The sequence below is a fragment of the Candidatus Poriferisodalis sp. genome (genome assembly GCF_965208925.1).
In the GTDB taxonomy this organism is placed as follows: Bacteria; Actinomycetota; Acidimicrobiia; order Acidimicrobiales; family Poriferisodalaceae; genus Poriferisodalis.
Genome location: NZ_OZ242364.1, coordinates 2,150,022 through 2,171,584, shown reverse-complemented (window position 1 = coordinate 2,171,584; position 21,563 = coordinate 2,150,022). Strand labels below are relative to the sequence as shown.

Below are 21,563 nucleotides of genomic sequence, written 5' to 3'. Positions count from 1 at the left end.
GATCAAACGAGGCACCGTCGGACAGTGCAGATATGAGATATGACTGACGAATATATCTGGTTCTCTACATGCAATGAAAGCGTTTGCGCCCGCTGAGCCGGCCATTCCAGGCCATGATCCTCGCGGTGCCGCGGTGGTGTCTGTGCGAATACGCACATACACCCGGCTTGTGCGGGCTCAATCGTCGTCGACGATGACGCCCACCGCAGCGGCGTCGTCGAGGACGAGCCGGATCGGGCTGCTGAGCACCAGCAGGAACCCCTCATCGGCCTCGTCGCGGCCGTCGTCGCTGACGGCCACGGTCACGGTCGCTGTCACCTCGCCGGCGGCGATGTCGAGCGTGCCGGAGGCGGCGACGAAGTCCTCGCCTGCCGTCGCCGGCGCCACGCCGACCGGTGCCCAGGCGGCCGTCATCGGTGCCGTCGTGTAGCGAAGCCGGCCGTCGAAGGCGCCGGGCTCGTGCAGCTCGAGCGTGAACTCGATGCTGCGGCCGTCCTCGGAGACCCGGGCATCTGCGATCGACACGATGGGCACGCCGGCGGCCGGCCGGTCGACGGCGTCCGCCGCATCGTCCGGACCGCCGCCGGAGGCGTCGTCCGCCACGTCCTCGACCGCCTCGTCGACCTCGCGGACGTCGTCGTCGATGATGGTGCCGTCATCAACGTCGTCGTCGATGGCGTCCGTCGCATCGTCCAGACTGCCGCCGGAGGTGTCGCCCGGCACGTCCTCGACCGCCTCGTCGACCTCGCGGACGTCGTCGTCGATGATGGTGCCGGCTGCGCCGGCGCCGGGCGGCAGGTACACCTCGCCGCTGCGGCGGCTGACGCTCAGCCAGAACTGCTCGTCGGGCTCGGCCTGCGAGTCGGCGCAGGTGCCGACCGGCGGCAGCATCGCCGACCGGCTGCCCGCCGGGATGAGCAGCACGCCGCTGAGCGGCAGGTAGTCGTCACCGCCGGCGCACGCGGCCGTTGCAGCCCGCTGCGCCCGGTGGGCTGCCAGCAGGTAGTCGTGGAGCCGGTAGCCCAGCTCGATGTCAGAGGTCGGCGGCGGATCGAGATGCACCGCGAACGAGATCGGGCTGCCCTCGGCGGCCTGCGCCGGCCGGACCGTCACCACCGGCTCGTCGTCGATGATCTCGCACGACGCCTCCGCCGGACTGTGACCCAGCCTCGCACCACGAGCCCCCCACAGCCTCACCACGAACTGCTCGCTCTGCTCGCCCACCGGGTTCGACTCGTCGTCGCGGGTTTGCACCGTCACCGACTTGGAGTGCTCGCCGGGCTCGAAGGTCAGCGACTCATGCAGCGACGCGTAGTCGGACCCGGCGCTGGCGTTGCGGCTCGCGTCCGGCTGCCGGCCGTCGCCAGTGCTGACGTTCACCCTGACCGGTGCGGCGCTGGGGGCACCGCGGGCGTCACCCCGGTCTCTCAAGCGCACCGAGAACGTCGCCGAGCCGCCCTCGACGGTCTGGCACAGCCCGCCGACAGCGGAGACGAACAAGAACGGCTCGGGATCGTCGTCGACGATCTCGCCAGTGGCCTGGAGCAGGTCGCCGACGACGGGGCTGTCGGGATCGTCGGGCGGGAACCCGTCGCCCGTCTCGGGATCGACAAGAGCGACCAGGTACACCACGAGCGTCTCGGTGCCCTCGTGCACGCCGTCGTGGATCAGATCGATGCCGATCGCCGCCTTGCGCCGGCCGCGGCGAATGGTCACCGATCCCTCTTGGGAGACGGGGTCGTAGCCCCCGATCTCGGTGCTGTAGTCGTCGCCGGCGGTTGCTGTGCCGGCAGCCTCGTCGATGAAATAGCGCACCTCGACATCGCGGCTGACCGCCAGATCGGACGCCACGGTGAGCACAAGCCGGGCGGACCGCCCCGAAGAGCGCTCGGCGGCACGGAACCTGCTTGCCTCGAATCCGATGCCGGGCGGCCGGAGGTTGCGCAGCACCACCTCGGCGGCCTGGCCCTGGACGGCCACCGTGGACAGCAGCCCCCGCATCGGCGCCACCGCGCCGTCGGTCTCGCACTCGAAGCGCACGTCGAGCACCCCGACGCCCGCAGTGCGCCGGCCGGGCTCGAACTCGAGCCACTGCTCGTGCACGAACTGCCCCTCGCCGCCGGGGGCCGCAGCCGGTCGCACGCCGCCGATGCACAGGTGCTCGAGACCGGGGCGCGACTCGAGCACGTCGCGCACCACGGCCTCGCGGTCGAGAGCGCCCGCCTCTCCTTCCTCGCAGCACAGCGCAGCAGCGGTGGCGGCCTCGGAGGCGGCCAGGTCGGCAGTGAGCGCGACCCGTCCGCTGCGGCCCGCCCACAGCACGAACAGCGTCAGCAGCAACAGCACCGGCACCAGCAGCACCAGCTCGAGCGACACTGAGCCGGCCTCGTCGCCGGCCTCGTCGCCGAGCCCGTCTCCCGCCCCGTCCCGGCGTCTCGAGGCGGCAGCGTCAACAGCGGATTCCACGGACGGCTCCCCGTCACCCGGAGAACGGCGTGCGCCGCACGCTCTGGGACAGCTCGCGTGCGGTGGGTCGGGGAGGCGGCGGATCGCTGCGCGCCCACACCGGTCGGCCCACCTCGTCGAGCACCACCAGGCGATGCCCGCACGAAGCAGCAGGCGGGCTGGCGGGCGATCCCTCCGGCGGCGTCTCGACGCGCTGCGCGAGCCGGCCCACCGCCTCCGCGCCCATGGAGATGCCGTCGGGCCACACCTGCGTCGCGGCCCATCCGGCGTAGCGCCAGTCTGCCGCCAGCGCCACATGCACGGCGTCGCGCACGGCGACATCGGCCGCAGTCCGGCACGGCCGTGCCAGCCACTCCCCTCCTGCGGCCGTGCAGGAGGCGCGCGCCGTGTGGCCGGCGAGCAGCACGCCGTCGGCGCTGAAGCAGCCCTGCGAAGGCCAATCGCCCGACCCGGTGAGCGAGTCGCTGTAGAAGCCGCTCAGCGAGTCGAGGTCGATCCCGAGATTCCCGAGATCACGCACCAGCGCATCGGTCACGGCACGGCACGCAGCCTCCCAGCTCGCAACATGCCCTTCGGCGCCGTAGAGCCGGCCGAACTGGTACGCCAACTCGCGCTGGGAGTCGAGGGCGGCGGGCGGGGCGAGATTCAGGCGGCCCAGTGCCGCGCGGACGCCGCCGGCCAGACGGTCGAACTCCTCCTCGCCCGGGGCTGCTTCGTCGGGCAGCGCCCTGATGGCGTCGCCGAGCGCGTTGCGTTCGCTGCGCAGCTCATCGGTGAGCATCTCGCAGTCGCCGAAGAATGCCAGCAGCGGGCCGCCGGCAGTGCCCTGGCCGTCGCGCCAGGCCACCGCAAGCGCGGCGAGGTCGCCGGCCGCGTCCTGCACGCTGGACTCCGCGGCGAGGCGCTGGGGGCCGGCCATGGCCACCACCGCCGCGAAGGCCGACACCGGCACCATCAGCAGCACCCACAGGCTGACCGCCCCTCCCCGCTCGTCGCGCCGCACCGGCCGATCCTCCGAGCCCCGCAGCGCTACCGGTTCTCCGGCAGCGACCAGTCGATCGCGTCGACGCCGTCGCGGGTCACCGGCAGCGGCGTCACGGCTGGACGGCCCGTCTCCAGCACGCCGGCCAGCAGGAACTCGCTGCAGGCGGCGCCGGCCCGGCGGGCCTGCTCGGCGGAGCGCTCGGCCATCGAGATCGCCACCAGCAGGTCGCGGATGGCGCCCGCCATCGGGGGGCTCATGTGGAAGCCCACCGCGTACATGTCGCCGTACAGGGACTGCTCGGCCATCACCTGGGCCAGCGCCTCGACTCCCCCGTCGGTATGGAACACCATGTCCACGTCGAGGTTGTCGAGCACCCACGCCTCGGTGGCGGCGCGCACCTGCGGCGGCTCGAAGCCGAACGACGCGACGTCGGCGGGGCCGTTGACGAACTCTGCGCCCGGGTGGATGCCCGCCAGCCCGTCGACAAAGCCGCGCATCAGGTCGAAGCTGCGCTGGCTGCGGGCGTTGCCGGTGAGCACGGCGGCGCGGCGCACCAGGATCCCGCCCTCGGCGGCCCACTCGCCGGCGAGGCGTCCCGTCGAGCGGCCCGCGGCATACGCGTCGATGCCGAAGAAGGCGAAGCGCTGGGAGCCTGGGCTGTCGCCGGCCACTGCGAACACGGGGATGCCCGCGTCGACGGCCACCCCGATCGCGCGGTCGAGCAGGCGCGGGTTGGCGGCCTCGACGGCCAGGCAGTCGATGTCGCCGGAGGCGACGAGCGAGGTGATGGCGAGGGCCTGCGCGACGGCGTCGGCGCTGTGGGGGCCGATCACCTGGGCGTCGATGCCGATACCGTGCGCCTCGGCGGCCTCGGCGGCGGCCCCGCGCCACCCGTGCCCGAGCGATGCCGCGTGGTCGGCATCGCCGACAGCCGTGAGCGACATGACGAAGTTGAGGGCATCGCCTGCGGCGAGCTTGGCGGCGATGCGGTCGGCCAGCACGAAGTAGCCCCACGGCAGTCTCGCCCTGTGGGGAGCGGCAACCGGCACCATGGTGCCCGGCGTCCGCGCTCCGGCGCCTGAGCCGTCCGGCTCGGCCGCGTCGCCCGAGCCGGAGAGCCCGCTCGGAACGGCCGGGCCGGGTGCGGTCGTGCGGGCCGGGCCCGCGGCGGGCCTGCGGGGGTCGTCGCCAGCCGAGCACGCCACGGCTGCCAGGATCAGCGCCGCGGCCGTCAGGATCAGCGCTGCGCCCCGTGTGCATATCCTCATATGCCCCGCCGTCATGTCGTGTCCTGCCCGCTGCCTCGACCCTGCGCCCCTACGGCGCCGCGACGAGCGCGGCGAGACGCTGGCGCTGCTGGTGGTGTGGCCGGCGCTGATCACGGCGATCCTGCTGATGCTCGTCCACGCGTTCATCGTGACCAACGCCCAGGCTGAGGCCGAGCTGGCCGCCTCGGCGGGGCTGCGCTCGGCATGGCGCGCCGCGGCGGACGCCGACTTCAGGCACGTGCCGACCGAGGACCCGGCCAATCTCGCCATCCCCTACACCGACCCGGAACCGCACCCCGACGTGCTTGCCATGGCGTCGGCGGCCGAGGAAGCCGTGGCCGCCGCCGCCGCCGCCGGCAGCGGCTGGCGCTGGTGGACGCCGGACGCCGCCGAAGTCCACAGCGACTGGTGCTCGGACCAGCTCACCGACGCCGGCGCGCCGCAGGGTCGGCGGCGGCCCCAAGGCGGCGAGACCGGCTGGGTGCGCGTGGTGGTGTCGGGCGAGGTGTTCGGCCCGCTGGCGGCCCTGTGGCCGAACCGGTGGGACCGGGTGCATGCGATCGCACAGGGCCCGGCGATCCTGGCGCCCCCGGCGCGAGATGAGCGCAGCGGCGCCGTGCCGGCCGAGCTGCCGCTCTGCTGAGATCCTCCGGGTCGCGGCGGCCATCGGGTCAGCCGCCCAGACCCGGCCGCGGGACGACCGTGCACCGCGCCGGCGTGGCGAGCGTGGCCAGGCCCGGATCGCCAGGCTCCCCCGGCTGGTTCGGCGGCGCCGTCACGGGCGTGGTCCAGGCGGCTCCCGTCACGACATCGGCGAAGTCGGACGCGAGCCCGCGCTGGCAGCGCCGCCGGTACTCGCTGTCCTCGGTGCTGCCGTAGGAGGAGGCCAGCACCGCGGCATTGGCTTCGCCGGCGATGAACGCTGCCGCGATGTCGGCGTCAAGCACGCGCACCAGCGGGTCGCCCGGCGCATCGGCGGCAGTGTCCACCACCCGCTGCACGAGCAGTGCCGACGCCGCCGCCAGACCGGCAGCCGCGCCCACGATCAGCAGCCATTCCAGCGTGACCAGGCCGCGGTCGTCGCCGGGCCGGGGCGCGCCGGCACGCGGCCCGCCAGGCCCGGGCCGGGGATCCGCCGCCGGGGCGCTGGTGCCGGCCACGGTGCGCATGTCAGGGCAGGCTCGTGACGCCGCCGGTGAGCGCCGTGAACGGCGGGTAGGTCAGGATGCCGGCCAGCGCGAGGGCGACCCCGGTGGCAGGCAGCACGATGATCTGGGCGCGGCGGCCGGCTTTCTCGCGCTCGCGAGAGGTGGACTCGCGCCACAGCGAGTCTGCAGCAGCCAGCACGGCCTCGGCCAGGCGGGTGCCGCGCTCGGCGGCAAGGCCCAGCGCAGAGGTCACCGGCGCCAGCGAGCGGATGCCGTAGCGATCGACGATGTCGACGAGTCCCTCCCAGACAGGTCGGCGCTCCTGCTGAGCCGCCAGCAGGTACCGGTGCAGCAGATCCCAGCTCGTGCGCCGGCCCGCGCGGGACGCGGCGAGCATGGCCACCGGCGGATCGACGCCCGCCGCCACCTGCTGGGCCACCAGCGCGATCCACACCCGGATCACCTGATCGAGCTCGAGGCGGGCCTTGCGGGCGGTGTCGCGCACGCCCAGCATCGGCAGCAGCCATCCCGCCGCGCCCGCCGCGGCCAGCACCAGCACGGTGCCCCACAGGCCGCGGCCCCACACCACGCTGATCAGCCCGCCGACGGCCGACCCGCCCACGAGACCCCCGAAGCGCTGCAGCGCGTAAGACTCGGGCGTGAAGCCCGCCAGACGAAGGCTCTGCTCGTCTCCCTGGGAGACCGTGGGCAGCAGATCTCGCAGTGTCTCGCCGGGCGTCTGCGCTGCACGGCCTCTCGCCGGCGGCCCGACGATGCCGACGGCGACGAGCACGACCCCGACGAAGAACGCCGCGCCGGCAGCGAGCACCAGCGGGTTCACAGCGGATCCCTGGCCCGGTTGCGCCGGCGCGGCGGCACCAGCACCGAGTGCTCGTCGCGTACCACCGAGTGGTATACGAGGAACGACGTGGACAGCAGCAGCAGCGCCGCGATGGCAACGAACACGAGCTGGCCCGTGCCGGACTCGTAGGGGTCGAAGTAGGCGGGATTGTTGCGGTACATGAGCGCCACCACGCCGCCCTCCAGGCACAGCAGCGCGATCGTCTGGGTCCACAGCTGCACCACGGCCTCGGTCCTGGAGCGATGCAGGTCGACGACGTCCTCGATGCGGCTGCACAGGTCGAGCAGCGGGTCGGCCACCGAGCCGCCCGAGGTCGCCGCCATGCGCAGGCCGGCAGCCACCTCGGGCTCCCACACGGCTCCTGCTTCGGACAGCTCGTCCAGCGCGGCCTCGAGGCCATGCAGCTCGGCGGTGGCTGCGCACCTCGCCACGACGGCCGCTATCTCGGCGGGCGCGTGCTCGACGCTGCCGCGCAGCGCCTCGACCAGTCCCGAGCCGGCGCGGGCCAGCTCAGCGAGCTGGCGGCTCCACGTCGACCACGCCAGCGCCAGGCGGGTCTGCCGCCGCCGCCGGGCGGGCGCAGCCATGAACGGCGGCAGCAGCGCGCCCAGACCCCCCAGCAGCATCATCATGCCCAGCAGGCCCGTGGCCGCCCAACCTGCGAGCCCGCCGGCAGCCGCTGCCACGATCTGCACTGCCATGAGCGGGCTGATCCGCCTCAGCCCGCCACCGGCAGCCGCTGCGGCAGGTGCGGCCGGTGCGCCGGTGCGGGCCGTCCCGCCGGCCTGCTGGCGCCTGCGCTCGGCCGGCGGGACGGCTGCGCCGGAGGCACGGCCACGGCCGCGGCGCCGGAGACGGCTCAGCGGCCCCGAGAACAGCACCAGGCACAGACCGGCCGTGGCGAGGACGCCGAAGGCGATGGCCCGGGCCATCTCAGCCGCCCGCGTGCGAGTCTGCTGCGAGCCAGCCCGATACGTCGAGGCCGCCTTCGGCCACCCGCTCGACGACCTCGGGGTTGCGGGGCCGGCCGATCAGCTCGAGCGGCCCGCCGCGGCTGCGGCGGCCGAAGATCTCTCCCATCTCGAAGCGGTCGCCGTGGGATCCGAGCACCTCGGAGATCGAGCTCACGCCCCGGAAGCCGGTGCGGGGGTCGCCCCGCAGGTGCACCACCAGGTGGATGACCTCGGCGGCCTCCTGGATCAGCGCCGACTGGACCGGGGCGCCGACCGCGCCCAGGCAGTAGCGCACCAGCCTCGCGAGCGCCTGTCTGGGCGACGAAGCGTGGATGGTGGCCATCGACCCGTCCGAGCCGGTACCGCACGCGGACAGGAACGTGGCGGCTTCGGCACCGCGCAGCTCGCCCACGATCACCCGGTCGGCGCCCGAGCGCAGTGACCGCCGGGCCAGATCGTCCATGGTGATCTCGCCCGAACCGTCGCTGTTGGCCTCGCGGGTCTCCACGGCGAAGGTCAGCGGGTGGGACTGGTCCAAGAACAGCTCGAAGGTCTGCTCCAGGGTGCACACGATCTCGCTGGGGCCGATCTCGGCCAGCAGCGTGCGCAGCAGCGTGGTCTTGCCCGCGCCCAAGGCGCCGCACACGAGCAGGTTGGACGGTGCCGGCGGGCGCACCGCGGCCCGCAGGAAGTCCGCCGCCTGCTCGGAGAGGGACCCGCCCGCCACCAGGTCCTCCAGGCGGATGGCGCGGTGCCGGTGGCAGCGCACCGTCAGGAACGGCGTGCCGCACACCGCCATCGCGGCGAACACGCGCTCGCCGGTGCGCAGGCGCAGGTCCAGCAGCGGCGCCGACTGGTCGAAACGCCGACCGGTCTGGCCGTGCGTGGTGGCCAGATGGGCGATGTAGCGGATCATCTCGTCCTCGCCGGAGAAGACCGGCTCGCGTATGTGCTCCTGGCGACCGCCCGACAGGCCGAGCACCGCGAAATCGGGGCCGAAGACGTAGATGTTCTCGACATCGGGCCGGCGCAGGAACCGCTCCATGGGACCCGCGCCCAGCAGCGCTGCGAACTGTGCCCATATCCACTCCAGGTCGCCCTCGGACAGCGCCGTGCCGGTGTCGTCGAGCGCTTGGGCCTCGAGGCGGCGGATCGATGCCGACGCGATGTCGTGGCATGCCTGCTCGACTGCCTCGGCGGCACGGTCGGGGTTGGCGAGCCGGTAGTCCTGCACTTGGGGCTGCACCACGGTCCAGATCTCCTCACGCAGCGTCACCGCGGCTCCTCTCGGTGATCCCAGCCCTCACCAGCGGCTGCTGAGGGGGGCGGGCGGCGGGGACCGCCTGCTGCGCGGCGGCGACCTGGCGCGAGTACGACAGCAGGCGGGCCGCCATGTCGTCGATGCCTCTCAGGAACGCCCGCTCACGACGGCCGCCCCGCAGGCGCAACACCGTCTCGTCGTCGACGACCTGGAGCCGCCCCGCGACATGCAGGCCGGTCTCGGCGGCGAGCACCTCGTCGGTCAGGCCCGTGTGGCCCTCCACGATGAGCGCCCGGTGCGGGCAGCGCGGAGGCGTCAGGCCGAACTCTGCCAGCAACGCTCCCAGCGCATGTGCGTCGCGCAGCGCGGCGACCGGTGCCAGCACCACCAGCACGGCGTTCGACGGCACCAGCGGGGTCAGCCTCGCCGCCCCATGAGACAGCCACGACGACAGCACGATGCTGCGCTCGCGGTCAACCGCGGCCAAGTCGCCGGTGCGCTCGGCGAGCCACTGCGCGGCGAGGACGCCGCCGTCGGGGTGAGACGGCGCGAACAGCGCCCACAACGACCCCGCGGCCGTGTCGAGGCTGTAGCAGTGGTCGGCCAGCAGCCGCAGCGTCAGCGAGTCACGCGCTGCGATCAGCGACGGCAGCCCCCGGTCTGCCGGGGAGAAGTCGGCGAACGCGATGTCGCCGAACCGCTGCGCCAGCCGCGTGCCGGCGGTGTCGGCATCGACGAACAGCACGGGGGCGTCCGTGTCGGCCCACTTGCGGGCCAGCGCAAGGCCGACCGATCCCGCGTCGAGACGTGCGCTTGGCGCGGCGATCAGCACCAGCATCTCAGCCCCCGGTCGCCGATCCGGCCACCGACGCCCGCCAGGCGTCGTGCCACTGCGCGTTGAGCCGGGTCGAGACATCCTCGACATCGGTGCCCGCGGGCACGCCGAGCACCATGGGATCCGCGCCGAGCCGGTCGGGCAGCGCCCGCCAGTACAGCCATTCCTCGGGCGGGACGAACATCCGCATCCGGCCCTCGACCCAGTTCTCCAGCTCGAGGCTGCCGATGACTGTGCGCGGGCGGCCCGGGTCGTTGCCCAGCGGCTCGGCACCGGGGTCGACCACCAGCACCATGTCGCCGTCGGACAGGCCGCTGGGCGCCAGACTCGTGTCGAACGACACGATCACCTCCAGTTCGCCGGGCCCGCCCTGAAACGCCTCTCTCTCCTCTGCCTCAGCGGCGGCGATCTCGTCGACGGCGTCGGCCCACTGGGCCCGCCACACGGCGTCGAGGCGCGCCGCCAGCTCGACGGCATCGCCGCCGTCGCCCAGCGGCACCACCATCAGCGCGCCGCCCGCCTCCTCCAGCAGCGCCTCCCACTGCGCCCACTCCTCCGGCGGCACGTACAGTCTCATGCTCCCGCCGTCGAAGTTGGCGAGCGTGGAGGCGAGGGCCACCTGACGGGGCCTGCCGTCGTCTGCTTCAGCCGGCTCCTGGCCGGGGTCCACCAGCAGCACCATGTCGCCGTCGGCGACCTCCTGGGCCGCGAGGCTCAGGTCGAGCGGCACCACCACCTCCAGCTCGGAGCCCTCGGCGCCGCTGCCGGCGGCGCGGACCATCTCGAATCGCACCAGGCCGCCCGCGGGGATGGGCTGGGTCGCCACCATCCCTTCGTAGGAGAGCGGCGCGTCGTCGGTCCAGGGCTCATGGGGCACGGCGGTTCCGAGCACCAGGGAGGCCGAGGTGAGATCCGACACGCTGAGGGTGTCGCCGGCGGCGATGTCGCGGGCCGCCACCAGCACCGGAGCGCGCTCGTCGAATGCGTCGGCGGAGTACCAGAAGCCCGCCACGCTGGCCGCCGCGACCACCACGCCGCCGGCAACGAACAGGAGCCGCTTGAGATATCCGGGCAGCCTGCGGCGAGTGCCGGCGGCCCGTGTCGGCATTGCGCCGACGTCGATGCCGGCCGCTCCGACCCGCCCGGTCGGGTACCGGTCGCGCTTGGCCTGCTTGGCCTGCCTGCGAGCCTGCCGGCGGCTCGGCGCGACCCGGCGCGTGGCGCGCTTGGTCTGCTTGGCGTGCTTGCGAGCCTGCTTGCGAGCCTGCCGGCGGGACTTCGGGCCCGACGCCGGGCGCGCAGGGGCGCTGATCGGGCCGGCTGCTGCCGTGCCGAACGCATGGCCGGCAGCAGCGCCGCCGGCAGGAGCGCCGCCGGCAGGAGCGTCTCCGGCAGGAGCGTCTCCTGCCGACATCAATCGCTGCCGTTCCTGAGGGGGCAGACCAACGCCGGCTCCTGGCTAGTTCTTGTCGCCGATGGAGCATTCCGGCGCCTCGTTCGGACCGCTCAAGTCATTGTCGCTGTTGTTGTCCGCGCCGGGTTTCCAATTGGCCGACTGAGGCGGGTCGACGTCGGTGAAGGTGGAGGCATAGGTGATGTTCAGCCGCCGGCACCGGCTCCCGTACCGGTCGTTCATGGCCAAGATGTCGTCCGCTTTCGCAATGGTCGCGGCACGCGCGTCCTGCGTGATGGAGTCGGCCTGGATCTGCGCAGTCGTCAACCGGGCGGCGCTGCCCTCGATCTGCTCGGCTGTCTCGGTGACGACGTTCGTCACGATGACCACGGCGAGCGCGGCGAGACCGGCCACGGCGGCCACGATCAGCAGCCATTCGAGGGTGGTCAGCCCGCTGTCGTCACGGCGTACGCGCTGCAGCCGGCGGCGCGCCGGCGGCGCCGCGCCGGGGAGACTCACGGGAGCTTCAACCATGAGGAGAGGCAACCTTCCGTTCGCCGGGGCACGCAGCGCCACCGGGTCTGACTGCGAAAAACTATATCCATAGCTATTTCGTGAGGAACTTCACACGACAACACCGCCTTGCGGTGTCGAGGAGTCTGCGATGAGCACCCTGCTGGTGTGGGCCGCCGTGACGGCATGGGGCGCAATGGGCGTCTATGTGATGGTCGCCGACCTCCGCAGCGGCCGTATTCCGCGACGGGCCGTGTGGCCCGCCGGCGCAGCCGTTGCCGTGCTGCTGGGCGGCGCGGCAGCGCTGGCGGGCGATCCGGCCCGGTTCGGCTGGGCGGTGGGCGCCGCGACAGCCATCGCGCTCGCGCTGGAGCTCGCCTACCGGCGCTGGCCCGACCGGATGGGCTTCGGCGATGTCCGGCTCATCGTGGTGAACAGCCTGCTGGCGGGCTGGTGGGGCCCGGCGTGGGCGTTGTGGGCGCTCATGGCGGGAGCGCTCGCGCAGTGGCCCGCGGCGGTGGCGGCGCTGGTGCGGCACGGTCGCAGCGCGCGGGTGCGCTGGGCCCCCGGCCTTGTCACCGGCACCGCCGCAGTCGTGGCGTGGCGCCTGTGGGCCGACGGCGCGCTGCCGAGTTGACGGTGGCCCTTCACACGCAACGCTGCTAGCGACGGCCTTGGAGGATGAGGCGCAGCAGGTTGAGCGCCGAGATGGCGCTGTAGTCGGCGAGACGCTCGCGGTCGCCGGGCAGCCGGATCTCGTCGGCCTTGTCCCGGTGAGCGATTGCGGGGATGTGGCCGCGCGCTGGCTGCGCTGAGATCGACACGGCCAGGAACGCCGTGCCGAAGGGATGCTCAGGCGTGGCGGCGGCACGGTCTTCGATCGCTGTGACCGCAAGTCCCACGCTGGCACCCGTGCGCAAACGAGCTGCACGGGCGAGCGCTTCGGCGCCAGCCGCTGAGGCGAGCGCCGGTACAAGATCATCGCCCAGCGGCGAGACCTCTGAGGAGCCGGCATGCAGCAGGTAGCCGGCCAGGTGCTCGGAGCGAGCCACGATGCCGCCCGCGAACGTCCGTGGGCCGCCGCCCTCGGACGCTGTGCCGCCGGGTGCTGCGTCGTCGGGTGCAGCGTCGTCGGAACTGGAGGCAAGCCCGGGATCGCCCAGCTTGGCACCGCCCGGCGGTCTGCCGGCACGCATCGCGGCCTCCGCGGAGGACAGCCGGTTGGCCATGCGGCCGCCGGTGATGGTCTCCGCGACACCGAGCGTCAAGCCGAGCCGGCCCAGCTCGGCGAGCACGGCCGTCTCCATGTTGTCGTCGTCGTAGGCAAAGACCAGGTCGCCCAGCAGCGGTTCCAGCACCGCCTGCTCGGCATCGATGAGCTGCCATGCCTCGGCCGAGTCGGCACCCTTCGCAGTGATCCGCACCTTGATGCCCTCGATGCCGCTGGCCAGGAACGCCAGCGTCGGGTTGCCAGCCTCGTCCAGCTCGTCAATGCGGCCGGCCAGCATCTCGGCAAGCCCCGACTCGCTCTGCCCCCAGGTCCGCAGCACCCGGCTCTCGATGGTGGCCGTCACCCCGGCACGCCGCTGCAGGTCGACCAGCACCGTGCCGTTCATCATCTCGCGCATCTCATACGGCACACCGGGCACCACGTACACCACCCGATCGAGTACCTCTGCGCCTGCTGGCGGTTCAACGCCGAGGGCGATGGCGCCGACGCCCTGCACCCAGCGAATGGGCGCCACTAGGCCGGGCGCGGTGCCCGGCTGCTGCGGGATCGGCGACGCGCCGACGGGCACCATGGCCTGGCGCAGGTTGTTCTCAGGCATCGGGCGGCTGCGGCTGGCGAACATCGAACGGATCCGCTCGGCGATGCGCTCGTCGAGCACCAGCTCAACCCCCATCACCGACGCCAGCACCTCCCGGGTGATGTCGTCCTGCGTGGGCCCCAAGCCGCCGCACACGATCACCGCATCGCTGCGGTCGAGCGCCAGCCGGAAGGCATCCTCGATGCGATCCCAGTTGTCCCCCACCTTCGTCTGGTAGTGGCTGTCGATGCCTGCCAGAGCGAGCTGCTCGCCCATCCACGAGGAGTTCGTGTCGACGATCTGGCCCAGCAGCAACTCGGTGCCCACGGCGACGATCTCGGTCTTCACGAGGAGTGACCCTAGAGGCTGAGCCGAAGGCGAAACCGTGGCCCGAGCGGCCCGTGAGCCCAACCGCATGAGCATGGGGTACAAGAGCGGGAGACAACAGGCCCTGTAGATCAGCCGGACGCGTCGTCGTCGAGCTGCGCTGCCGCCACACCGCGTGCCGATCGCAGGTACGACCAGCCGGTCCAGACGGTCAGCACCACGGCCGTCCACAGCGTCAGCGTGGCGACCCAGTGCGCGTTCGTGGCCAGCGGCGGCATGACGGCGAATCCGATGGCCCAGAGCTGAACGAACGTCTTCCACTTGGCGAGCTTGGTGGCGGGCACCGTGATGCCTCGGCGACCGGCGCGCGACCGGTACGCGCTGATCAACAGCTCACGTGCCGCAATGACAATCACCGGGGCAGCGTGGAATTGGCCGTTCCACACGAGCGCAACCATCCCGCCGAGCACCAGCACCTTGTCGGCCAGCGGATCCAGGAAGGCGCCGGCGCGCGTCGTGCCGTGACGGCGAGCGAGCCAGCCGTCGAGGTAGTCGGTCATGGCGATGGCGAAGCCGACGGCGAACGTGGCCCATCGTGCCCCCCACGACACGATCATCACGATGAACACCGGAGAGGCTGCGATCCGGGCGACCGTGACCAGGTTGGCCGGCGTCGCCAGTGCCGTCGGCCCGAATACCGGGGGCGCGTCCTCCCCATCCGGATCGGCCATTGCCCTGCGAGGCTACGCGAGCGGAATGCTGGTCGGCCGCCGCTCTGCCATCTGCACGAGGCCGCCGTGAGATCAGCGGAGCCTCCCTGGGCCGACCGATGCCGTCCACGTAGTATCGGCACGTGGCGCTGCGGACGGTCCCTACCGCCGACGAGAACGCGGACGGCATCGCCGCACCGCTCAACCGGGCAGCCGATGGCCTGCGCCCCGCTCAGCAGGTCCTGAGTGCTGCCGAAGCCGTGGAGCGCATGGCCGCCCGACGCCACGGCAAGCGCGGCTGCCACGCCATGTTCAGCTCCTACCTCGGCGGCGTGGTCACCGATCCCACCGTCATGACCGTGCCCCTCGACGATCACATGGTGCACAGGGGCCACGGCATTTTCGATACCTGCTCGCTCGTGAACGGGCGCCTCTACCGGCTCGGCATCCACATCGACCGTCTGCTCGCCAGCGCAGAGGGCGCCCGCCTGGAGGTGCCGTGGTCCCGTGACGAGCTCATTCAGATGGTGGCGGACACGGCAGCCTCGTCGGGAGTCCGCGACGGCATCGTGCGGTACTGGCTGACGGCGGGCCCAGGCGGGTTCTCGTTCCAGCCCGCCGAGTGCGAGGAGCCGTGCTTCTACTGCGTCGTGCTCGACCCCATGGGCTTCGGCTCGGGCGGCTTCGATCCGATGGTGGACGGCTTCCGTGAGGCCACCGTGCGCAACACGCCGATGAAGCCGCCGCTGCTGGCGCAGATCAAGTCCAACAACTACCTGCTGAACGTGCTCACGCACCTCGAGGCCGCTGACGGCGGCGGCATGTTCGGCATCATTGTCGACGATGACGGCTTCATCGCCGAGGCCTGCGTGCTGAATGTGTGCAGCATCAGCCGCGACGGCGTCTTCGTCACTCCCCCGTTCCAAGGCATCCTGCACGGCACCACCATGCGACGCCTGCTGGATCTGGCGCGCGGACCGCTGCGCGACGAGGGCTTGCTGCGTGACGTGCAGCAGCGACCGCTGAGGGCCGACGAGGCTCGCGCCGGCGCCGAGCTCATCATGTCCGGCGGCGATACCCACGTCTTTCCCGTCGTGGAGTGGGACGGCGCTCCGATCGGCAACGGCACAGTGGGACCGGTGGCCAAGCGTCTGCACGAGCTCATCACCGCCGAGATCGAAGCCGGCGACGGCCCGCCCGAAGACTTCATCGACGTCCAGTACCCGGCGGCTGCGCCCTGAAGTGGCTCGGCCCTGTCTGAGTGGAGCCGCCCGGCCCCACCCGCCGGCCAAGCGATCACGCAGCGGGTGCTGCCAGCGCGGAAGCGTCCGAGAACCGCTCTACCTCGACTGACGCGAGCTGTTCACGTGCCTCCCAGAGGTCATAAGCCATCTGCACACGCAGCCATGTCTCTGGCGTCGAGCCGAATGCAGCAGACAGCCGGCAGGCCATTTCAGTGGACAGGCCACTGCGACCATTGACGAGACTCGACAGGGCCTGCCGTGTCACGCCCAGGCCTTGTGCAGCCCGCTTCACGGTGAGTCCCAACGGCTCCAAGCACTCCCACTTGACGATCTCGCCGGGATGAGGGGGGTTCTGCATCGGCATGACTGACTCCTCAGTGGTAGTCGACATAGTTCACATCGGTGGCATGACCGTCTTCGAAGCGGAACGTGACTCGCCAGTTGCCCGAAACGGTGACTGCGTAATGGCCCTTGAGATTGCCGGTCAGCGCGTGTACGCGGAATCCTGGGAGGTCCATGTCTCCTGCCCGAGTGCTGTGGTCAAGCACGGCGAGCACACGAGTCAGCTTCTGGATGTGATCGGGATTGACTCCTTTTGGGCTCCGCCCGTCATAGAGAGCCCGCAGTCCGCGGTGTCGGAACGAACGGATCACTGAGGAATCCTAGTTCGACAAGCGTCACTTGTCACGCGACAGATCGGGTGTGGGCCACTGCGAAGGGAACGTACCCCCAGGCACGCGCGCCCTCTGCCTCATTTTCTGGAACACGGCGGACCGTCGCTTGGCGCTTGAGAGCAACCGGCGCGGGCAGCCGCTGTCCGGTCGGCGTGACAGGGCAGTCCTAGGGTGCGCTCGTGGACGCCGCCACAGATGTTGCCCGCACCCCAGCGGACCTCCTGCGGCTCGACCCGCGTCCCGAGGCGTCGCGAGACCCAGCTCAGGTTCCCATCACGGTCGTGAGCCGCGACCAGCTCGGCGCCTTCGTCGACGCACTCTCTGCGTCCGCAGCCCGCGCGGTGGACACCGAGACGGATTTTGAGCCGCGTGACGCCGAGACGCGCGGCCTCGTGCCGAAGCTGCGGGTGATCTCCGCGGCAACACGCTCTCCCGATGGTGCCGAACGAGCGTGGGTCGTCGATGTCGGCAGGCACGACTTGGTAGAGCTGGCAACAGCGCTGCACGAGGGTCTCCGGGTGCCGGATCTGGCATCGGATGCCTGGAATGCGACGTTTGACGATCGGGTCATCGACACTCATCTGATGGAGCCGGCCGCAGCGACAGGCGCGGCCGTCGGGTCGTTGCGCTGGTGGGACGCGCAGCTGGCCGATGCTCTGCTGCATCAAGGCCTGACCGGGTTCAGCTTCTTTCACGGACTGGCTTGGGCCGCCGAGCGCTACCTCGGCCTGAGCGTCGAAGGCAAGGCCACGACGCAGTTCTCCTTCGGGGCCAATGGCCCGCTGAGTGATCGACAGATTGCCTACGCCGCAGCCGACGCCGTCGAGACCCTGTGGGTGTCGGGCGTGCTGCGTGAGGGGTTGCGAGATGCAGGGCTGGATGAGGTCTGCCGGCTGGAGCAGGCAGCCCGGCCCTTTCTCGACCGCATGGAGCGCGCCGGTCTGCCCTTCGACGTGCAGGGTTGGGAAGCCGAGCTGGCCGAGCTGGCGTCGCGGCGTGCCGAGGTGCTCACCCATTTGGCCGAGCTGACCGGCGGCGGTCAAGGCGATCTCTTCGGCGCCGGCCTCGAGCCCAGCTGGAACCCCGACAGCGAACAGCAGGCACGCGACGTGCTGAACCGTTTTGCGTCCGACGAGGTGGAGGCATGGACGGCCAAGACCGACGGCCGAGCTCGGCCGCTGGCGCCGACTGATTCGCTCGGAGCATCGGTGCTGGCAGGCATCGGCGGCGAACTCTGCCGCACGCTGCTGGCCTACCGCGATCTGTCCAAGACCTTGAGCACCTATGGGCACACGATGGCCGAGCACCTGTGGGATGACGGCCGCTTGCATCCGGAGTATCTGCAGGTGGTGGGCACCAATACCGGCCGGCTGGCCAGCCGCAACCCGAATGCGCAGAACTTCACACCGCGGCTCAAGCCCTACATGAAAGCGCCGCCGGGTCGTGTCTTCGTCTATTCAGACCTGAGCCAGGCCGAACTGCGCTTTGCCACCCAGCTCGCTGGCGATGAGGGTCTGCGGGCGGCGTTCGAACAGGGTCTCGACATCCACACCGCCACCGCCGAGCGGATGTTCGGTGTGCGCCTGGACGGACCGGCGGGGTTGGCAGCACTCGACCGGCCCCGCTACGAGGAGTTCCGCACGAAGGCCAAGCGCATCAACTTCGGGATCCTGTACGGGCAGCGAGGCGCCGGGCTGTCGCGCGGCCTCACCGACGCCGGCGTGCCGACCAGCCGAGGCGAGGCCGACGCCCTCATCGAGGCCTACCTGAGCGCGTATCCCGGCATCGCCCATTGGGTGGACGAGCGGGATCGCTTCATCGGGCACTTCGCCGCCACCTCGCTCGATGCCGATTGGCCGCTCACGCTGCGGCTGGGCGCGCTGTGGCCCCGCACCGACGATGCGCGCCGGACGCTGCGCAGCCAGCAGCGCCGGCATCACAGCGCCGAGGAGGTGCACGAGGCCCTGCTCGCATCCGAACGGGCGGGCGCAATCGACCCAGGCCGGTTTGCTGGCGGCCCGGCGATCGGCTTGAGCGAGATCGGGGTTGCAGAGGTGGCCTGGGCGCTGTCGTTCGCCGCACCGGTTGTGGTCCGTTCCGATGGCTCGCCGCTGTCGTTCAGCTCGCACACACCAGCGGGCCGCCGCCAGCAGTTCACGTTTTCCGTGGACTGGGTGCTGGGCGAAGCCGCTGCTGTGGTCGGCTGCTCGGCCAAGCCTCGCCCGGCCGAGGTGTGGCAACGGGTGCTGGCCCGCTTCGATCTTGCGCCGCCGTCAGGCGCGACGGGAGGTGCTCTGCGGCCGGCCGTGGACAAGGTGCTGGAACAACGGCATCTGCGGCGCGCCGTGATCGACGAGGTGGGTGTCGCAATGGGCGATGCCGACCAACAGTTCCTGCTGCGGCGCGCGTTGCACACCCGGGTCGGCCAGATGGCCAACGCCTATCGCAACGCTCCGATTCAGGGCGGCGTGGCCGACGTGATGCTGGACGCCTACGGCCGGCTCAGCGAGGTGTTGGCGCGCTACCCCACAGCCGACGCGGTGCAGACCGTCCACGACAGCGTGGTGATCGAGTGCGCCGAAGCCGATGCTCACGCCATCGCCGCTGATGTCAAAGCCGCGCTGGAATCTGCCATGTCGCGCTGGTGCCCTGATGTCCCCACCGTCGCCGATACCGACATCCGCACGAGCCTGTCGGAGACGTCGATCCTCGAACAGATCTGCTGACCGGCCGACGCAGGGCGCAGTGCCCGAATGCGTGCAGAGTCGGCCTGCTGCGCCTAGCGCGGGTTCGCCGGCTGGTGAGATCCGGCGCTGTTCGCGCTGGCCATCGAATAGACGATCATGCTGAGCGTCACGGCGATTCCCATGGTCAGGAACATGGTCCGGACGCCCGTCCACTCCGCCAGCACGCCGAGCGGTGCGGCGGCGATGGCGAATGCCGCGAACGGCAGCTGCACCAACGACTGGACACGGCCTTGGTACGCCTCATCGGTGGCACGCATGACAATCGCCTGGACAAGCGATATGAACCCGACCGATGCAGCGCCGATGACCGCTGTGACCACCATCGCTATCTCATAGTTCGGGGCCCAGGCGAGAGCGATGATCGAGGCACCGAACGCAAAGCCCATGCCGATCAGGATCGAGCCGGCGCTCGGCGAGTCGGCACGGGATGCGAGCATGATCGAGGCGATCACGGCCCCGATGGAGGACGCCCCGGCGATGAAGCCGACTTGCCGGTCGCCAAGACCGAAGACGCCCTCGACGAGCGCAGGCTGAAAGGCGACGTAGCTGAAGCCGAACATGATCACGATGATCGACGTCACGATCGGCCGGCGAAGCTCGGGCCGGCTCATGGCGTAGCGAATGCCCTCGCGGATCTCGACCAGCGGCCTGCTGCGAGCGTGGCGCACAGGCCGTGCGTCGGTGCTGGGACCGGCAGCCGAGTCTTTTGTCTCCGGCAACGGCAGCAACAGCACATAGCTCAGCGTCGCGATGGCCGCCGAGACGAAATATGCCCCGGCGAGGCCGAAGAGCGCCCAGCCTGCGAGCAGTCCGGCGCCGGTCGGTGCAATGACTCGGCTGCCGCTGAGCGACAGCGACGACAGCGTGATCGCATTGCCCAACCGCTCACGGCCGACCAGCTCGGTTGTCATCGAGATGCGAGCCGGTCCGATCAGGCCGAACATGAGGCCCTGCAGCGCGCTGGAGACCAGCAGCATCCAGAACGCGATGACACCGGTCGCCAGCGCCACGCCCATGCCGATCGAGCCGAGCAGCAGCACCATCTGTCCGAACAGCATCAGACGTCGCTTCGACAGTCGATCAGCCGCCACGCCGCCGAACAGCGTGGAGATCCCCAGGGCCGCACCGAAGGCGAACATCACGATGCCGAGCGCCTCTTCGCTCTCGGTGAGATCCCACGCGAGCAGCGAGCGCAGCAGGAACTGCATCTGGATGCTCATGAACGAGAACACGCCGCTGAGCCACAGCAGCCGGAACGCCGGCACCCCCAGCGCAGCGAATGTCGCGACCCGCTCATGGGACTCGGCTTGTGAGAACGTGCCGTTGCTGCCGTCGGCGGGCCGGGAATGCCCGTCGGGCGCCCTCGTCGCCCGTGATTCCCTCATACCCGTGTCCCCTTCGGACAAGCCGAATGCCGACGCTAGCGGCTTGCCTGCCCAGATGACCGGCGGATATATGGAAGTACGCACGGCCAGGCGCTCTCGCTGCTGGACCCGTGCAGGTAGCGTCATCGCTGGCCTGACCGGGAGCAGCACGTCGCTGATGACCGGTACCACCATTCGGGGAGGAGACCCAGATGCCGCGCCTTGATCTCAGTGGAGCATCAGCCATCGTCACGGGCGGAGCGTCGGGCATCGGCGAGGCCAGCGCCCGCCAGCTCGCCGACGCCGGCGCCCATGTGGTGATCGCCGACCTTCAGGAAGATCTCGGCAACAAGGTGGCGTCGTCGGTCGGCGGGCTGTTCGTGCGCTGCAACGTCACCGACATCGACGACGCCCGAGATGCGGTGGACGCGGCTTCCGAGATGGGTCCGCTGCGCGCGCTCGTCAACTCTGCCGGGCTCGGCCGTGCCGGTCGCACCATCGACCGCAACAACGTGCCGATGGATCTCGAGCAGTTCCGATTCGTGATCAACGTGAACCTGATCGGCTCGTTCAACATGCTCGCCCAGGCGGCGTCTGCGATGGCCAAGACCGAGCCCGTCGACGCGGACGGTTCCCGTGGGGCGGTAGTCAACATGGCCTCGGTCGCCGCCTTCGACGGCCAGATCGGTCAGGCGGCGTACTCGGCTTCCAAGGGCGGCGTCGTGGGCATGACGCTGCCGATTGCCCGGGATCTGTCCGCGACCGGCATCCGTGTCAACACGATCGCACCAGGCCTCATCGACACGCCGATCTACGGCGAGGGCGAGCAGTCAGATCAGTTCAAGGCGCATCTGGGCCAGAGCGTGCTGTTCCCGAAGCGGCTCGGCTCTGGCGAGGAGCTGGCGTTCATGGTGATGGAATGCATCACCAACCCGTACATGAACGGCGAGGTGATCCGGGTTGACGGCGGCATCCGGATGCCGCCCCGCTGATCGGCGCCAGAAC

Annotated in this window: 20 protein-coding genes; 5 read left to right on the top strand and 15 right to left on the bottom strand. The window is 71.1% G+C overall.

Features of this window, described 5'->3' with window-relative positions; translation table 11 throughout:
• Positions 1-177: 177 nt before the first annotated feature.
• The 3 genes from ACOGI5_RS09660 to ACOGI5_RS09650 are packed head-to-tail and all read right to left on the bottom strand — an operon-like array spanning position 178 to position 4,719.
• The gene (locus ACOGI5_RS09660; protein WP_419864208.1) at positions 178-2,466 is read right to left on the bottom strand and encodes a Calx-beta domain-containing protein; all 2,289 of its coding nucleotides are present in this window, start codon (positions 2,464-2,466) and stop codon (positions 178-180) included.
• A gap of 13 nt (positions 2,467-2,479) precedes the next feature.
• On the bottom strand, positions 2,480-3,469 hold the full coding sequence (locus ACOGI5_RS09655) for a hypothetical protein (protein WP_419864207.1): 990 nt from the start codon (positions 3,467-3,469) through the stop codon (positions 2,480-2,482).
• 26 nt (positions 3,470-3,495) lie between these two features.
• Positions 3,496-4,719 carry a sugar ABC transporter substrate-binding protein gene (locus ACOGI5_RS09650; RefSeq protein WP_419864206.1) on the bottom strand — a complete coding sequence of 408 codons (1,224 nt, stop codon included), beginning with the start codon at positions 4,717-4,719 and terminating at the stop codon, positions 3,496-3,498.
• Positions 4,720-4,732: 13 nt separating this feature from the next.
• Between ACOGI5_RS09650 and ACOGI5_RS09645 the strand changes: the two genes are divergently transcribed.
• A complete protein-coding gene (locus ACOGI5_RS09645; protein ID WP_419864205.1) occupies positions 4,733-5,362 on the top strand; it encodes a hypothetical protein in 630 nt (209 codons plus the stop codon).
• Between the two features lie 28 nt (positions 5,363-5,390).
• Here the strand turns inward: ACOGI5_RS09645 and ACOGI5_RS09640 are convergent, their stop codons facing one another.
• The 7 genes from ACOGI5_RS09640 to ACOGI5_RS09610 are packed head-to-tail and all read right to left on the bottom strand — an operon-like array spanning position 5,391 to position 11,705.
• Positions 5,391-5,888: a hypothetical protein gene (locus ACOGI5_RS09640; RefSeq protein WP_419864204.1), complete on the bottom strand. Its 498-nt coding sequence runs from the start codon at positions 5,886-5,888 to the stop codon at positions 5,391-5,393.
• Between the two features lies 1 nt (position 5,889).
• Entirely contained in the window at positions 5,890-6,708 is an 819-nt protein-coding gene (locus ACOGI5_RS09635) for a hypothetical protein (RefSeq protein WP_419864203.1), read from the bottom strand.
• Entirely contained in the window at positions 6,705-7,661 is a 957-nt protein-coding gene (locus tag ACOGI5_RS09630) for a type II secretion system F family protein (RefSeq protein WP_419864202.1), read from the bottom strand. The genes ACOGI5_RS09635 and ACOGI5_RS09630 overlap by 4 nt, the downstream gene beginning before the upstream one ends.
• A 1-nt stretch (position 7,662) precedes the next feature.
• Positions 7,663-8,958 carry a CpaF family protein gene (locus ACOGI5_RS09625; RefSeq protein ID WP_419864201.1) on the bottom strand — a complete coding sequence of 432 codons (1,296 nt, stop codon included), beginning with the start codon at positions 8,956-8,958 and terminating at the stop codon, positions 7,663-7,665.
• On the bottom strand, positions 8,945-9,781 hold the full coding sequence (locus ACOGI5_RS09620; protein WP_419864200.1) for a hypothetical protein: 837 nt from the start codon (positions 9,779-9,781) through the stop codon (positions 8,945-8,947). Before ACOGI5_RS09620 ends, ACOGI5_RS09625 begins: the two co-directional genes overlap by 14 nt.
• A gap of 1 nt (position 9,782) precedes the next feature.
• Positions 9,783-11,192 (bottom strand): SAF domain-containing protein, encoded by a 1,410-nt coding sequence (locus tag ACOGI5_RS09615; RefSeq protein WP_419864199.1) that lies wholly within the window; start codon positions 11,190-11,192, stop codon positions 9,783-9,785.
• A 45-nt stretch (positions 11,193-11,237) separates the two neighbouring features.
• Positions 11,238-11,705, bottom strand: coding sequence for a hypothetical protein (locus tag ACOGI5_RS09610; protein WP_419864198.1), 468 nt, complete (start codon positions 11,703-11,705; stop codon positions 11,238-11,240).
• Between the two features lie 130 nt (positions 11,706-11,835).
• Between ACOGI5_RS09610 and ACOGI5_RS09605 the strand changes: the two genes are divergently transcribed.
• Positions 11,836-12,321 (top strand): prepilin peptidase, encoded by a 486-nt coding sequence (locus ACOGI5_RS09605; protein ID WP_419864197.1) that lies wholly within the window; start codon positions 11,836-11,838, stop codon positions 12,319-12,321.
• 25 nt (positions 12,322-12,346) lie between these two features.
• Here ACOGI5_RS09605 and ACOGI5_RS09600 read toward each other — a convergent pair whose 3' ends face one another.
• Both ACOGI5_RS09600 and pgsA read right to left on the bottom strand, forming a co-directional pair.
• Positions 12,347-13,840, bottom strand: coding sequence for a molybdopterin-binding protein (locus tag ACOGI5_RS09600; protein WP_419864196.1), 1,494 nt, complete (start codon positions 13,838-13,840; stop codon positions 12,347-12,349).
• A gap of 110 nt (positions 13,841-13,950) precedes the next feature.
• Positions 13,951-14,550 carry a CDP-diacylglycerol--glycerol-3-phosphate 3-phosphatidyltransferase gene (pgsA, locus tag ACOGI5_RS09595; RefSeq protein WP_419864195.1) on the bottom strand — a complete coding sequence of 200 codons (600 nt, stop codon included), beginning with the start codon at positions 14,548-14,550 and terminating at the stop codon, positions 13,951-13,953.
• 122 nt (positions 14,551-14,672) lie between these two features.
• Between pgsA and ACOGI5_RS09590 the strand changes: the two genes are divergently transcribed.
• Positions 14,673-15,770 carry an aminotransferase class IV gene (locus ACOGI5_RS09590; RefSeq protein ID WP_419864194.1) on the top strand — a complete coding sequence of 366 codons (1,098 nt, stop codon included), beginning with the start codon at positions 14,673-14,675 and terminating at the stop codon, positions 15,768-15,770.
• A 55-nt stretch (positions 15,771-15,825) separates the two neighbouring features.
• Here the strand turns inward: ACOGI5_RS09590 and ACOGI5_RS09585 are convergent, their stop codons facing one another.
• Positions 15,826-16,137 carry a HigA family addiction module antitoxin gene (locus ACOGI5_RS09585; protein WP_419864193.1) on the bottom strand — a complete coding sequence of 104 codons (312 nt, stop codon included), beginning with the start codon at positions 16,135-16,137 and terminating at the stop codon, positions 15,826-15,828.
• 10 nt (positions 16,138-16,147) lie between these two features.
• Entirely contained in the window at positions 16,148-16,426 is a 279-nt protein-coding gene (locus tag ACOGI5_RS09580; protein ID WP_419864192.1) for a type II toxin-antitoxin system RelE/ParE family toxin, read from the bottom strand.
• A 200-nt stretch (positions 16,427-16,626) separates the two neighbouring features.
• Between ACOGI5_RS09580 and ACOGI5_RS09575 the strand changes: the two genes are divergently transcribed.
• Positions 16,627-19,173 carry a DNA polymerase gene (locus ACOGI5_RS09575; RefSeq protein ID WP_419864191.1) on the top strand — a complete coding sequence of 849 codons (2,547 nt, stop codon included), beginning with the start codon at positions 16,627-16,629 and terminating at the stop codon, positions 19,171-19,173.
• 53 nt (positions 19,174-19,226) lie between these two features.
• Here ACOGI5_RS09575 and ACOGI5_RS09570 read toward each other — a convergent pair whose 3' ends face one another.
• A complete protein-coding gene (locus ACOGI5_RS09570) occupies positions 19,227-20,579 on the bottom strand; it encodes an MFS transporter (protein WP_419864190.1) in 1,353 nt (450 codons plus the stop codon).
• Positions 20,580-20,770: 191 nt separating this feature from the next.
• Between ACOGI5_RS09570 and ACOGI5_RS09565 the strand changes: the two genes are divergently transcribed.
• Positions 20,771-21,550 (top strand): SDR family NAD(P)-dependent oxidoreductase, encoded by a 780-nt coding sequence (locus ACOGI5_RS09565; protein ID WP_419864189.1) that lies wholly within the window; start codon positions 20,771-20,773, stop codon positions 21,548-21,550.
• The last annotated feature ends 13 nt before the right edge of the window (positions 21,551-21,563 follow it).

What these genes read in the sequence shown, in the direction of transcription:
- ACOGI5_RS09630 (WP_419864202.1), bottom strand. Translation starts at nt 7,661, where the DNA reads ATGGCCCGGGCCATCGCCTTCGGCGTCCTCGCCACGGCCGGTCTGTGC.
- ACOGI5_RS09565 (WP_419864189.1), top strand. Translation starts at nt 20,771, where the DNA reads ATGCCGCGCCTTGATCTCAGTGGAGCATCAGCCATCGTCACGGGCGGA.
- ACOGI5_RS09585 (WP_419864193.1), bottom strand. Translation starts at nt 16,137, where the DNA reads ATGCCGATGCAGAACCCCCCTCATCCCGGCGAGATCGTCAAGTGGGAG.
- ACOGI5_RS09640 (WP_419864204.1), bottom strand. Translation starts at nt 5,888, where the DNA reads ATGCGCACCGTGGCCGGCACCAGCGCCCCGGCGGCGGATCCCCGGCCC.
- pgsA (WP_419864195.1), bottom strand. Translation starts at nt 14,550, where the DNA reads ATGGCCGATCCGGATGGGGAGGACGCGCCCCCGGTATTCGGGCCGACG.
- ACOGI5_RS09645 (WP_419864205.1), top strand. Translation starts at nt 4,733, where the DNA reads ATGTCGTGTCCTGCCCGCTGCCTCGACCCTGCGCCCCTACGGCGCCGC.
- ACOGI5_RS09570 (WP_419864190.1), bottom strand. Translation starts at nt 20,579, where the DNA reads ATGAGGGAATCACGGGCGACGAGGGCGCCCGACGGGCATTCCCGGCCC.
- ACOGI5_RS09610 (WP_419864198.1), bottom strand. Translation starts at nt 11,705, where the DNA reads ATGGTTGAAGCTCCCGTGAGTCTCCCCGGCGCGGCGCCGCCGGCGCGC.
- ACOGI5_RS09620 (WP_419864200.1), bottom strand. Translation starts at nt 9,781, where the DNA reads ATGCTGGTGCTGATCGCCGCGCCAAGCGCACGTCTCGACGCGGGATCG.
- ACOGI5_RS09605 (WP_419864197.1), top strand. Translation starts at nt 11,836, where the DNA reads ATGAGCACCCTGCTGGTGTGGGCCGCCGTGACGGCATGGGGCGCAATG.
- ACOGI5_RS09650 (WP_419864206.1), bottom strand. Translation starts at nt 4,719, where the DNA reads ATGAGGATATGCACACGGGGCGCAGCGCTGATCCTGACGGCCGCGGCG.
- ACOGI5_RS09615 (WP_419864199.1), bottom strand. Translation starts at nt 11,192, where the DNA reads ATGTCGGCAGGAGACGCTCCTGCCGGAGACGCTCCTGCCGGCGGCGCT.